The following is a 12,673-nucleotide window of genomic DNA, read 5'->3' as shown; positions in this document are numbered from 1 at the left end:
CTCGGTGGAGGACGCGGAGCGGTGGGCCGTCCCGGTGTGATGTCCGTCATCTGAGACGTGACGCGTGTTACTTCGCGGTCACTCCGCCCCTGACTCCCGCTAGTCTCCGGCCGAGAGGCTACGAGACTGGCCGTTTGAAGAACGAGGGGTGTGCAGTGGCTGGGAAGCTCGCCGTCATCGGTGCGGGGCTGATGGGTTCCGGAATCGCTCAGGTCTCCGCTCAGGCGGGGTGGGACGTGGTCCTGCGTGACGTCACCGACGCGGCGCTGGCCCGCGGCACCGACGGCATAAAGGCCTCGTACGACAAGTTCGTCTCCAAGGGCAGGATGACGGCGGAGGACGCCGAGGCCGCGCTCGCCCGCATCACCACGACCACGGACCTCGAAGCGGTCGCCGACGTCGACATCGTCGTCGAGGCCGTCTTCGAGAAGCTGGACGTCAAGCACGACATCTTCCGGACGCTGGACAAGCTCGTCCGCGAGGACACGATCCTCGCCTCCAACACCTCCGCCATCCCGATCACCAAGATCGCTGCGGTGACGGAGCGTCCGGAGCGGGTCGTCGGCGCGCACTTCTTCTCGCCCGTCCCGATGATGCAGCTGTGCGAGCTGGTCCGCGGCTACAAGACCAGTGACGAGACCCTCGCCACCACCCGCGCGTTCGCCGAGTCCGTGGGCAAGACCTGCATCGTCGTCAACCGCGACGTGGCCGGCTTCGTGACGACCCGTCTGATCTCGGCCCTGGTCGTCGAGGCCGCGAAGCTGTACGAATCGGGCGTCGCGTCCGCCGAGGACATCGACATCGCCTGCAAGCTCGGCTTCGGTCACGCGATGGGCCCGCTGGCCACCGCCGACCTGACCGGCGTCGACATCCTGCTGCACGCCACCAGCAACATCTACACCGAGTCCCAGGACGAGAAGTTCGCGCCGCCGGAGCTGATGCGCCGCATGGTGGACGCCGGGGACTTCGGCCGCAAGACCGGACAGGGCTTCTACAAGCACTGATCCCGGAGGCGGGGACGCCTCCGGGACCGGGCGCCACTGAGCACCAGTTCGAACACTCCGCCTCGCGAGTGATTTAGGTATCGGTTCGCTCACGGTCGGCAACTTCACCGCCCATGCGGCAGTCAGTTCCAGTGAGAGTTGCCGACCACGGACCAGCCGGACCATACGTACGCAAGGACTGCCGGGAGCGCATATGCACATCAGGGGCGACCACGCCGAACTCGCTGTCGGGGGCCGCCTCGACGTGCGCAGCGCGGCGGACGCCCGTGCGGCCCTGCACACCGCCCTCGACGACGGCCGCGGCGACCTCGTCCTCGACCTCACCGGACTCGACTCCTGGGACGCGACCGGCCTCGGCGTGATCATGGGGGCCCACCGGCGGGCCGGCCGCACGGGCCGTCGGCTCGTGCTGCGCGGCGTGCCTCCGCAGATGCAGCGGCTGCTCGTCGCCACCCGCCTGCACCGGATCCTCGCCATCGAGGGCGGCCTGGAAGCGGAATCCCTGCCGAGGGTCTGACGGTCCCCGCCGGCCGTTTCCTCCTGCGGAAACGTAACGGTCCGGCGGATAAGGCACCCCTGCGGTTCCGTGTACCGCCGAGCACCGTCTAGGGTCGATCGGACACCGGCCCCGTAGCAACAGCGGAATGTGCGAAGGCCGGCGGCAGTACGGCAAGAGCACAGGGCGCGATCGGGGGACTTGGTCATGGACCGCACGCAGGGGCAGGCCGAACCGGTGGAGTGCGCCGCGGCGGGCTCCGGACCGCAGACGGCGTCCACCCCCGTGGCCCGGATCACCACCCTCACCGCGGGCGAGTACACCCTCACCGTCAACCCCGTCGACGGCAGCGAGATCCAGCCCCGTCGGCCCGGCACCGCAGCCGGCCGCCCCGCCCGCCGCGACGCGGCCGACCGCCGCGAGCAGGACGCCGCCGGGCGCCCGCCGGTGCTGCCCGGCCGTGCCGCCGACCCCGCGCCGCTCCTCGCGCGCGGGGAGGAACGGGAGCGCCTCGTACGGCTGCTGGGCCGCGGCCGCTCCGTACGGCTCACCGGACCGGCCGGCTCCGGACGCACCGCCCTGCTCGACGCCGTCGCCGACGACTGCGCCGGGCTGGCCCCCGACGGCGTCGTCCGGCTCTCCGGGTACGGGCACCAGCAGCCGGGCGAACTGCTCCACGCCCTCCACGCGACCGTGTACCGGGCCTCCGAGGAGCGGCCCGAGCGGGACGAACTCCTCGCCCGCGTACGGGACATCGGGGCCATCGTGCTCCTCGACGACCTGGAGATGGGCGGCAGCGCCCTGGACGAGCTGCTGCGGGCCACCCCCGAGTGCGCCTACCTGCTCGCCGCCGCCCCCGACACCGCCCCCGCCGACGAACTGCACCTGGAAGAGGTCTTCCTCGGCGGCCTGAACCGCGCCGACTGCCTCGGGCTGCTCGAAGCGGGCGTCGGCCGGCCGCTCACCGAGGCCGAGGCCGCCTGGGCGGAGGACCTGCGCTTCGTCTCCGAGGGCCTGCCGCTGCGCTTCGTCCAGGCCGCCGCCCTGCTGCGCCGCCGCGACGAGCTCAACAGGGGCCGGGCCGGGGACGAGGACGAGGAGCCCGGCGTCTTCGAGGAGCGGCCCCGCGACGCCGGCCCCGTGCCGCTGCCGACGCTCGCCGAGGGCGTGGCCCCGGCCGCGCTGCTCGCCTCCCGGGCCAGCGAGTCCGCCCGGGCCGCCCTGCGCATCGCCTGCGCGCTCGGCGGGGAACTCCCGCACCACGCCCACCTGCCGGCGCTGGTGGGGGACACCCACGCCGACGCGGCCGTCGCCGAACTGCTGGCCAGCGGCCTGATCACCCCGGTCGGGCCGCGGTACCGGCTGGCCGCCGGGGTCGCCCGGCAGCTGGAGGAGGCCGGGTACGGGGACACCGCCGCGGAGGAGGCCCGTACGGCGGCCCGGCACTACGCCTGGTGGACCGGGCACTCCACGGTGACCCCGGCGCGGGTCGCGGCCGAGGCGGACGCGGTGCTGGCGGCCCTGGGCGGCGCCGACGTGGTGGCCGCCGTCCTGCTGGCCCGCAGCGCGGCGCCCGCGTTCGCCGCGTCGCGGCACTGGGAGGCCTGGGAGCGGGTGCTGCGCGCGGGCGCCGAGGCCGCACGGAAGGCGGGGGAGGTTGCCGAGCAGGCGTACTTCCACCACGAGCTGGGCGTGCTCGCCCTGTGCGAGGGGCGGCTGGACCGGGCGCGGGCCGAGCTGGAGGCCTCGATCGGACTGAAGGGCGCCCTCGCGGACAAGCGCGGCACCGTCGCGGGCCGGCGGGCGCTGGCCCTGGTCACCGACCGCGAGGCGGCGGACGTGGCCGTGTCGCCGCCGCTGCGGCTGGCGGCCCCGGCCGACGCGCCCACCGCCGGTCTGCCGGCGCCCGGAGCACGGCCGGCGCCCGCGCCGGCGGGTCCCGAACGGCCGACGCCCGCGCCCACGCGGCCGGCCGCGCCGGCGGCGTCGCCGTCCCCGTTCCCGTCCCTGTCGGCATCCGCGGCTGCCTCCGCGGTCCCGGCCAGGCCTTCGGGTCCGGCCGCCGCAGCCCGGTCGGGGTCCCCGGCCGGTTCCCCGTCCGCCCCCCGGCCCGGTGCGGTGCCGCCGGCGTCGGAGGCGGAGACCGCGGTGCTGCCCGCGCCGGAGGCCGCCACCGCCGCCCTGCCCGCGACCGGGGCCGCGACCACCGCGGTGCCGGTGATCCGCAGGTCCGTGGCGCCGAACAGCCTGTCGGAGGTGTACGCGGAGGCCTTCCCCCTCGACCCGAAGCCGACCGCGCCGACGCGCCCGGTCCCGCCGCCGCTCATACCGCCGCGCCCCGTGGCGCGCCCGGCCCGGCAGCGCCGCAAGCCGGTGCTGCTCGCGGCGGCCGGAGTCCTGGCCGCCGTGGTGCTGGGCACGGTGGTGGGTCTGGCCATGACCCCGTCCGATGAGCAGGAGCCGGGCAGCGACCCGGTGACCCAGTCGACCCCCGCGCCCGCGGAGCCGGGCACGACGGGTACGACGGGCACGGGAGGGAACGATTCTGCGCCGGAGCCGGGCTCCTCGGCCCCGGACGCGGCAGCGTCCGGGCCCGCCCGGCCGGGCCAGAGCGCGGCCCCGACCGCATCGGGTTCCGTCACTCCCTCGCGCCGACCCTCCTCGGCGGTGCCCTCGCAGCAGGCGCCCTCGTCGCCGAAGCCCACGGGCACGTCCCAGGCGCCGAGCCCGAGCGTCACGCCGTCCCCCTCGCAGTCGGCGGCCCCGACCCCGACGGTCAGCCCGACCGCCGCGACGGGGCCGGCCACGGCCGGACCCGGCCCGGCCGGAACGGGGCCGGCCACGCGCTGACGGCCACCGGGCCGCCCGGCGGGAGCCGACTAGAACAGCCGGAGCTTGTCGTCCTCGATGCCGCGCAGGGCGTCGTAGTCCAGCACCACGCACTCCATGCCGCGGTCCGTGGCCAGCACGCGCGCCTGCGGCTTGATCTCCTGGGCCGCGAACACACCCCGGACCGGGGCCAGGTGCGGATCGCGGTTGAGCAGCTCCAGGTAGCGGGTCAGCTGCTCGACGCCGTCGATCTCACCGCGGCGCTTGATCTCGACCGCCACCGTCGCCCCGTCGGCGTCGCGGCACAGGATGTCGACCGGGCCGATCGCCGTCATGTACTCGCGGCGGATCAGGCTGTAGCCCTCGCCCAGCGTTTCGATGCGGTCGGCCAGCAGCTCCTGGAGGTGCGCCTCGACGCCGTCCTTGATGAGGCCGGGGTCGACGCCCAGCTCGTGGGAGGAGTCGTGGAGGACTTCCTCCATGGTGATGATGAGCTTCTCGCCCGCCTTGTTGACCACGGTCCAGACGCCGGCCTCGTCCCCGCTCCCCTCCTTGAGGGTGCATGGGGGCGACATCCAGTTGAGCGGTTTGTACGCCCGGTCGTCCGCGTGGATGGAGACACTGCCGTCAGCCTTCACGAGGATCAGACGGGGTGCCGAGGGCAGATGGGCGGTGAGCCGGCCCGCGTAGTCGACGGAGCAGCGGGCAATGACGAGACGCATGGTCGGCAACGCTACTCGACCGACCCGCCTCCACGCGATTCGCCCCCGAAAGCCCCGTTCGCCGATGGCGCGTTGTATGCGCATTCTCCTGGTGCGGCACCCAGCGGGCGCCTACCGTGGAAGCGGGAGGTCGTCGAGCGTGCACGCTGCGTCGCCGATCTCCTTCCCTGCCCGTAAGACTCCGGCTACCCAGAGGGTCGGGGTCGCGAGAGGAGAACCCATGTCGCTCGACGTCTCACCGGCCCTACTCGAACAGGCCGAGCGAGGCGAGGTCGACGAAGCCGCCTTCGTCGACTGCGTCCGGACCTCCCTGCCCTTCGCTTGGGAGATGATCAGCTCACTCGTGGCTCAGCTGGAGGTGGACGGCGGGGACTTCGCCGACAACCAGACGCCGCCGCCCGACGAGCACGCGCGCGGGCAGCTGCTGCGCGCGCTCGCGAGTGACGCGATACGGGGTGCGCTGCAGCGGCACTTCGGGGTGCGCCTGGCCTTCCAGAACTGCCACCGGGTCGCGGTGTTCCCCCTGGACGCGTCCGCGGACGACCGGCTCGCCCGGTTCACGTCGGTCCGTGCGCAGCTGCTCAACCAGTCGCCGGAGCTCCGGGACTGCTAGCCCGCGGACGGCACCACAGGCCCCGGCCCGACCCGCACGACCGTACTCTCGCTGCCGCTCCGTATCGGGGGAGGTGCCACGGATACCGGAGCGGCAGCCCAGGCAAGGGGGCGGGGCAGGGGCAGGCCGGAGCCAGGACCCGCGCCGGGCGGGCCCTGGCCGGGAGGCCTCAGACGAGGCGGGGCAGCACCTCGGCACCCAGGCGCCGGACGTTCTCCTCGGTCGCGGCGAGGTCGCCGGAGCCCTCCGTCAGCAGGGCGAACCGCGTGATGCCGGTCCGCTCGGCCGTCGCGGCCAGCCGGTCCGCGGCCCGCCGCGGGGTGCCCACCGGATGCAGGTCGCAGAGCAGCTCGGTGTAGGCGACGGGATCCCGCATCGCGCGCGCCCGGCCGTCCACCGTCACGTGCGCCTCCAGCCCCTGCTTCAGCCAGCCCGGCATCGCCTTCAGCAGGGTTTCGCGCGCGTCCGCGGTGCGGTCCGCGAGCTGGCACACGCCCGCCGACACGTGCGGGGCGTGCGGGTCGTGTCCGGCCGCGGCGGCCGTACGGCGGTAGAGCGCGACCATCTCCGCCTTGTCCTCGTCCCCGCAGTGCATCCCCAGCAGCATCGGCAGTCCCCGCTCCGCGGCCAGCCGGACCGACGCGGGGGAGGTGCAGGCGACGATCACTTCCGGCCCTGATCCGTCGCCGTCCAGCGCCTCCGCCGGACGCGGTACGACGGACACCTCGCGGAAGACGTGCCGCTCGCCGACGGCGGACACCCGCGGCTCGGACAGCCAGCGCCGGAGCAGGTCCAGGTCCTCGGGGAAGCCGTGCTCGTGCGCGCGCAGACCGGCGCCGAAGACCTCCAGGTCCACCCAGGGGCCGCCCCGGCCCACCCCGAGGGTGAACCGGCCGCCCGAGGTGAGGTGCAGCAGCGCGGCCTGCTCGCCGAGGGCCACCGGGTGCGTGTTCGGCAGCACGCTGACCGCCGTGCCCACCCGCAGTCGCCTCGTCCGGCCCAGCAGCAGGGCCGCCAGGGTCACCGCCGAGGGGCACACCCCGTACGGCACGAAGTGGTGCTCGGCGAGCCAGACCGCGTCGAGCCCGGCCTCCTCCGACACCTCCGCCGTGCGCACCGCCCGGTGCAGCGTCTCCCCCTGACCCTGGCCCGGGAACTGGGCCGCCACTACAAACGCTCCTACGCGCATCGCCTTAGCCTCCTCGTTGGCTGACGCGGCCTCCCCCAGGTGCGACCGGTGCTTCTGATGGCAACAACGTCTGACACGTGCCAAAGGCACGGCCTGACAGGAAAGTTATTGGGATAGTCAGGCCAGTCTCCCGCGCAGCGGCGGACCGTTCCCGGTCCCTCTCCGGCCTCTCTCCGCCACCCTGCGTGGAGGCGCCCCCGCTGCGCGTAGTCTGGGAGAAAGTCACTGCCGTCCGCTCCTTCGTGAGGTATACGTGTCACCGCGCCACAACCGCCCCAAGGGCGGCGGGAAGTCAGCCGACCGTGCGGCGGAGGGCCCCGGCCCCGGTCCGGCGGGAGTCGACCGGTTCGGGCTGGAGCGCACCGAGGAGTACCTCGGTGAGGAGTGGAAGGTCCGGCACGTCGCGGGCGCGAGCGCGGCGGGCAAGCGCTACCGCTGCCCGGGCTGCGACCAGGAGATCCCCTCCGGCACCCCGCACCTGGTGGCCTGGCCGGAGTACGGCGGCGTGGACGACCGCAGGCACTGGCACAAGGCGTGCTGGAACGCGAAGGACCGCCGCACCACACGGGTGCAGCGGTCCAGGAACGCCCCCAGGTACTAGCCCCCCGCACTGCCGGCGGGTGTGAGCGGGCCTACACGTCGCGGCGGTCGACGAGCAGGTACGAGCCGGCCACCGCGGCGCCCGTCACCAGCACGATCAGCAGGACGTGGGACAGGTCGCTCGGGAGCCGCGCGCCCTCGACCTCGTTCGGTATCCCGAACAGCTGCATCAGCGCGACCGGGGCGTTGTACTCCAGGATGGTGCGGCCGAGCGGGGCCAGGCCCTCCCAGGTGGTGAGCATCCCCCCGGCCACCGGCGGGACGGTGATCAGCCCCAGCATCACGGCGATGGCGCCGGCGGAGTGCTTCAGCACCGCCCCGACGGCGAGGCCGAGCACCCCGAGGAGGGTGACGTACGCGCAGCCGGCCAGGGCGTGGAGCCACTCCCCGGCGCCGTGCCGTCCGGCGACGTCGTTGCGCAGGATCAGGGAGGCGATCCCGACGACCGCGACGGAGCCGGCGACGGCGCCGAAGGCCACCCCGGCGAAGACGAGGTACTTCGCGGTGAGCACGCGGGCCCGGCCGGGCGCGGCGGTGAAGGTCGTGCGGATCAGCCCGGTCCCGTACTCGGAGGTGATCGTCAGCACGCCGAGTGCCATCACGGCGACCTGGCCGATCAGCAGCCCGAAGAGGGCGGGCGCGGTCGGCGGGGTGAGCGTGTCGCCGGTGTTGCGGAGCTCGATGATGGCGAGCAGCCCGATGCCGACGACGAGCAGGACGAGCGAGCCGAGCGTGAACAGGGTGGCGCGCACCGAGACCAGCTTCGTCCACTCCGAAGCCATCGCGTGGCCCAGGTGCGGGCGGGGCGCGGGCAGCGGCGAGACGTAGCCCTCCGACTGTTCCTTCGGCTGGTCCGCTGTCGACGTGGGGCCGGTCATCGGGTGTCCTTGCGCGTGTCCGTGGGGGCGTTCTTGGCGGCGCCGGCGAGTTCGCCGGGGCTGGCGGGCATCAGGAAGGGCTTGCCGTCCGCGCCGGGCGGCGGGGGAGCGAAGAAACCGTCCTGCGGGACCTCGGGCGCCGCGGGTTCGTCCTCCCAGACGGGCAGGGCCAGCGGGTCCGCCTCCCACAGCTCCGCCCGCGGGTCCTCGGTGGAGGTGTACTCGACGGTGGACTGCGTCAGCCGCATGTACGCCTCCTCCAGGGAGGCCCGGTGCGGGGACAGCTCCCACAGCCGTACGCCGGCCTCGTGTGCGAGGTCGGAGATCCGCGGCAGCTCCAGCCCGGTGACCCGCAGTGCCCCGTCGGGCTCCTGGAGCACCCGGCCGCCCGCCCTGGTCAGGGCCGCTGCCAGTGCGTTCCGGCCATCCCGGTCGGGGCCGGCCGCGCGGACCCGCGCGAATCCGGCCGAGTTGTGCGCGATGAATTCCTGGGTGCCCATGTCGGCCAGGAGCCGGCCGCGGCCGATCACGATGAGGTGGTCGGCGGTCAGGGCCATCTCGCTCATCAGGTGCGAGGAGACGAAGACGGTGCGCCCCTCGGCGGCGAGCCGGCGCATGAGGTTGCGCACCCAGAGGATGCCCTCGGGGTCGAGCCCGTTGACCGGCTCGTCGAAGAGGAGCACCTGGGGGTCGCCGAGCAGGGCGGTGGCGATGCCGAGCCGCTGGCCCATGCCGAGCGAGAAGCCCTTCGTGCGCTGGCGGGCCACGTCCTGGAGGCCGACCACGGCCAGCACCTCGTCCACCCGTCGCTCCGGGATGCCGGACAGCTGGGCCATGGAGAGCAGGTGGGTGCGGGCCCGGCGGCCGCCGTGCACGGCCTTGGCGTCGAGCAGTGCCCCGACGTGGCGCTGGGCGTTCGGCAGCTCGCGGAAGGGGTGGCCGTTGATCGTGACGTGGCCGGAGGTGGGCCGGTCCAGGCCGAGGATCATGCGCATGGTGGTGGACTTGCCGGAGCCGTTGGGGCCCAGGAATCCGGTCACGTGACCCGGCTTGACCTGGAAGGACAGCTGATCGACCGCGGTCTTGGCGCCGAAGCGCTTGGTGAGCCCGACTGCCTCGATCATTCCTCTGCCCCTTGCCCGGTGGACGGCTTTCGTCCGAGTTACGGGTTAAGAGGATATCGAGGAGCGTGCGGTTCCACCCCTGGCCGATCCCTGAGCTGTCCCTGACCCCGACCCCGGGAAGACCCGTAGTACGGGGGGCGTCCCCCCTGAGACGGACCCCGAGGCGGGGTCCGTCCTGAGACGGACCCCACAACGCGGCGACGTCAGGCGTCGCGGTTCTTCAGCACGAGGAAGCCCCCGACGACCGCGGCGACCGCCCACGCGACCATGATCGCGAAGCCGCCCCACGGGCCGTACGGCGGCTCCTTGCCGTCCAGGGCGGTCTGGACCGTCTGCATGATCGCGCCGCCGGCCACGTTCGGGAAGTAGTCGGCGACCTTCTGCGTGGCCTCGACGGAGCTCAGGATCGGCGACACGAGGAAGAAGAAGGGCAGCAGGACGCCGAGGGCCAGCATCGAGCTGCGCAGGATCATGGTCATGCCCATGGAGAACAGGGCGAGCACGGCCATGTAGAGCCCGGCGCCGACCACGGCGCGCAGCACGTTCGGCTCGCCGAGGGCGATGCTGTGCTCGCCCAGCAGGGCCTGTCCGACGAAGAAGGACACGAAGCTGGTGAGCAGGCCCACGACGAGGGCGAGGGCGGTGGCCGCGGTGAGCTTGCCGATCAGGAAGCTGCCGCGGCGCGGCACGGCGGCGAGGGAGGTCCGGATCATGCCGGTGCTGTACTCGGTGCCGACGACCAGGACGCCGAAGACGATGACCGCGGCTTGGCCGAGGGTCATGCCCGCGAAGCTGGCCATGGTCGGGTCGAAGGTGAGCTGCTGCTCCTTCGGCATGTCCTCGAACGTGGAGTTGAGGAACATGCAGAGCAGGGCGCTCATGCCGACCGTGACCACGAGTGCGGACGCCAGGGTCCAGATGGTCGAGGCGACGGTACGGATCTTGGTCCACTCGGACTGGAGGACTGCGGGGAAGGACATGTCACCGCCCGCCCTTGCGGTCGGCCTCGTAGCCGGCGCCCCACGCGGGGGCGTCGGCCGCGGGGACCCGGTTGTCGGCGGCGGCGCCGGGGCCCGGCAGTGCCGCCCCCGGGGTGCCCGGGGCATGGGCGTGGTACTCGACCGAGTCCGCCGTCATGCGCATGAACGCTTCCTCCAGTGAAGCCCGCTGCGGGCTGAGTTCGTGCAGCACGATGCCGTGCTGGGCGGCCAGTTCGCCGAGCTGCTCGGCGGGCACCCCGTCGACCTCCAGCCCACCGGAGTCCGGGACGGCGACCGCCCCGATCCCGGCCTGGTGCAGGACGTCCTTGAGTTGCTCCTGCTGCGGCGAGCGCAGCCGGACGAAGCTGCGGGAGTTCCGGTGAATGAAATCGGCCATCGACATATCGGCCAGCAGCCTGCCCTGGCCGATGACGATCAAATGGTCCGCCGTCAGCGACATTTCGCTCATGAGGTGGGAGGAGACGAAGATCGTCCTACCCTCCGCGGCGAGCCCCTTCATCAGATTCCGGATCCAGAGAATTCCCTCCGGGTCCAGGCCGTTGACGGGCTCGTCGAACATCAGGATTTCCGGGTCGCCGAGCAGGGCGGCGGCGATTCCCAGCCGCTGGCCCATTCCGAGCGAAAACCCTTTCGACTTCTTCTTCGCCACGGGCGTCAGTCCGACGAGGTCCAGGACCTCGCCGACGCGGCTCTTCGGGATCCGGTTCGACTCCGCCAGGCAGAGCAGGTTGTTGTACGCGCTGCGGCCGCCGTGCATGGCCTTCGCGTCCAACAGCGCACCGATGTGCTTCAGTGGCTCCGACAGGTCCCGGTAGTGCTTGCCATTGATCCTGACCGTCCCGCTCGTCGGGTTGTCGAGGTCGAGCATCATGCGCATGGTGGTCGACTTGCCCGCCCCGTTGGGGCCGAGGAAGCCGGTCACCACCCCCGGTGTGACCTGGAAGCTGAGGTGGTCGACGGCGGTTTTCGCGCCGAATCGTTTGGTGAGGGCCTCAAGCTCGATCATGCCGCTCACGCTAGAACGCAAGAGGGCCCCACGCCACCTCGAAGGGGTGACAAGGGGCCCTCTTGCATGACGTTTCGCTACTGGCGAGTAGACGGCGTGTCAATCGCCCGTACGCAGGAGCGGTGCGGTAGGACCGGCCCCGAGGCGCAGGGCCGTACGAGCGGGGGCGTCCTCAGCGGGTCTGCTGCGCCGGGACGCCGCGGGAGACCGGCTCGTCGTCCATCGGGGAGCCGGCGGCGGCAACGGCCGCACCGGTCAGCGTCGCCAGCATCTCGCGGACGTTGGTCAGCTGGGCGTTGATCGAGTCGCGGCGGTTGGTGAGCGCAGCCAGCTCGCGCTCCGACTCGCTGCGGATGCGGTCCGCCTTGGCGTTGGCGTCGGCCACGATGTCCTCGGCCTGGCGCTGCGCGGTCTCCACCGTCTGGCGGGCCCGGCGCTCGGCGTCCGTGCGCAGCTTCTCGGCCTCCAGGCGCAGCTGCTCGGCCCGGTGCTCGATCTCCGCGAGGCGCTTCTCCGCCTTGGCCTGACGCGAGGCCAGGTCGCGCTCGGACTGCTCGCGGCGCTTGGCCAGGTTGGTCTCGAAGTCGGCGGCGGCCTGGGCGGCCTTGGCGCGGGTCTCCTCGAACAGCGCGTCGGCCTCCTCGCGCTTGGAGGCCGCGTCCTTCTGGGCCTCGGCGCGCAGGGTCGCCGCGTCCCCCTTCGCCTTCTCGACGATGCGGACGCCCTCGTCCTCCGCCTTCGCCTTGCGGTCGGCCGCGAACGACTCGGCGTCGTTGCGCACCTGCTGGGCCGCCGACTCGGCCAGCTCACGGTGCTGCTCGGCCGCGCGCCGGGCCTCCTCACGCAGGTCCTTGGCCTCCTCCTCCGCCAGCCGCAGGATCTTCTCGACCCGGGCGCCGAGCCCCGCGTACGAGGGCTCCGCCTCGCTCACCTGGGCCTGGGCGTTCTGCGTTTCGAGGTGCAGCTCCTCGATCCGCTTCTCCAGGGCACTGATTCGTCCAAGGGCGCTGTCGCGGTCGGAGACCAGCTTGGTGATGCGGTCGTCCACCTGACCGCGGTCATAACCACGCCGCACGAGCTCGAAGCCGAAGGGGGAGGATGTGTCGCTCATGGGGTTCCTGTCGATGAGACCGATGAGGTGCTACGTGAGGTGTTAAGGGGAATCCTAGGCGCCCGAGCGGCGTGTCATCGAGTCAATCCCAGTTTGATCT

At 72.9% G+C, this 12,673-nt stretch carries 12 protein-coding genes; 5 read left to right on the top strand and 7 right to left on the bottom strand.

The genetic code is table 11. The features are described 5' to 3' along the window. The first annotated feature begins 155 nt into the window (after positions 1-155). The 3 genes from ACSHWO_RS11320 to ACSHWO_RS11310 all read left to right on the top strand — a co-directional run bounded on the left by ACSHWO_RS11320 (position 156) and on the right by ACSHWO_RS11310 (position 4,350). Entirely contained in the window at positions 156-1,004 is an 849-nt protein-coding gene (locus ACSHWO_RS11320) for a 3-hydroxyacyl-CoA dehydrogenase family protein (protein WP_438311568.1), read from the top strand. Positions 1,005-1,197: 193 nt separating this feature from the next. After that, positions 1,198-1,521: an STAS domain-containing protein gene (locus tag ACSHWO_RS11315; RefSeq protein ID WP_361088871.1), complete on the top strand. Its 324-nt coding sequence runs from the start codon at positions 1,198-1,200 to the stop codon at positions 1,519-1,521. A 186-nt stretch (positions 1,522-1,707) separates the two neighbouring features. After that, a complete protein-coding gene (locus ACSHWO_RS11310) occupies positions 1,708-4,350 on the top strand; it encodes an ATP-binding protein (RefSeq protein ID WP_438311566.1) in 2,643 nt (880 codons plus the stop codon). Between the two features lie 29 nt (positions 4,351-4,379). On the opposite strand, the gene nucS is transcribed toward ACSHWO_RS11310, so the two are convergent. Then, entirely contained in the window at positions 4,380-5,051 is a 672-nt protein-coding gene (gene nucS / locus ACSHWO_RS11305) for an endonuclease NucS (protein ID WP_438311564.1), read from the bottom strand. A gap of 220 nt (positions 5,052-5,271) precedes the next feature. On the opposite strand from nucS, the gene ACSHWO_RS11300 reads away from it, so the two are divergent. Further along, positions 5,272-5,664 (top strand): SCO5389 family protein, encoded by a 393-nt coding sequence (locus ACSHWO_RS11300; RefSeq protein WP_179173238.1) that lies wholly within the window; start codon positions 5,272-5,274, stop codon positions 5,662-5,664. Positions 5,665-5,833: 169 nt separating this feature from the next. Here ACSHWO_RS11300 and ACSHWO_RS11295 read toward each other — a convergent pair whose 3' ends face one another. After that, on the bottom strand, positions 5,834-6,853 hold the full coding sequence (locus ACSHWO_RS11295) for an LLM class flavin-dependent oxidoreductase (RefSeq protein WP_438311561.1): 1,020 nt from the start codon (positions 6,851-6,853) through the stop codon (positions 5,834-5,836). A 253-nt stretch (positions 6,854-7,106) separates the two neighbouring features. Here ACSHWO_RS11295 and ACSHWO_RS11290 point away from each other — a divergent pair, with 253 nt between their 5' ends. Continuing rightward, positions 7,107-7,454, top strand: coding sequence for an ATP/GTP-binding protein (locus ACSHWO_RS11290; RefSeq protein ID WP_438311559.1), 348 nt, complete (start codon positions 7,107-7,109; stop codon positions 7,452-7,454). Between the two features lie 31 nt (positions 7,455-7,485). Here the strand turns inward: ACSHWO_RS11290 and ACSHWO_RS11285 are convergent, their stop codons facing one another. The 5 genes from ACSHWO_RS11285 to ACSHWO_RS11265 form a co-directional block, all read right to left on the bottom strand. Continuing rightward, positions 7,486-8,331, bottom strand: coding sequence for an ABC transporter permease (locus tag ACSHWO_RS11285; RefSeq protein ID WP_438311557.1), 846 nt, complete (start codon positions 8,329-8,331; stop codon positions 7,486-7,488). After that, positions 8,328-9,455: an ABC transporter ATP-binding protein gene (locus ACSHWO_RS11280; protein WP_404233817.1), complete on the bottom strand. Its 1,128-nt coding sequence runs from the start codon at positions 9,453-9,455 to the stop codon at positions 8,328-8,330. Before ACSHWO_RS11280 ends, ACSHWO_RS11285 begins: the two co-directional genes overlap by 4 nt. Positions 9,456-9,658: 203 nt before the next feature. Then, positions 9,659-10,435 (bottom strand): ABC transporter permease subunit, encoded by a 777-nt coding sequence (locus ACSHWO_RS11275; RefSeq protein ID WP_404233815.1) that lies wholly within the window; start codon positions 10,433-10,435, stop codon positions 9,659-9,661. A 1-nt stretch (position 10,436) separates the two neighbouring features. Continuing rightward, complete coding sequence (locus ACSHWO_RS11270; protein WP_361088855.1) at positions 10,437-11,462, bottom strand: ABC transporter ATP-binding protein; 1,026 nt, start codon at positions 11,460-11,462, stop codon at positions 10,437-10,439. Positions 11,463-11,634: 172 nt separating this feature from the next. Beyond that, positions 11,635-12,573, bottom strand: a complete 939-nt coding sequence (locus tag ACSHWO_RS11265) for a cellulose-binding protein (RefSeq protein ID WP_361088853.1) — start codon at positions 12,571-12,573, stop codon at positions 11,635-11,637. Between the last annotated feature and the right edge of the window lie 100 nt (positions 12,574-12,673).

The organism is Streptomyces pallidus (ex Mingjun et al. 2026) (genome assembly GCF_051550185.1).
In the GTDB taxonomy this organism is placed as follows: Bacteria; Actinomycetota; Actinomycetes; order Streptomycetales; family Streptomycetaceae; genus Streptomyces.
The sequence above is the reverse complement of the archived record's forward strand: the minus strand, read 5'-3'. Positions and strand labels throughout refer to the sequence as shown.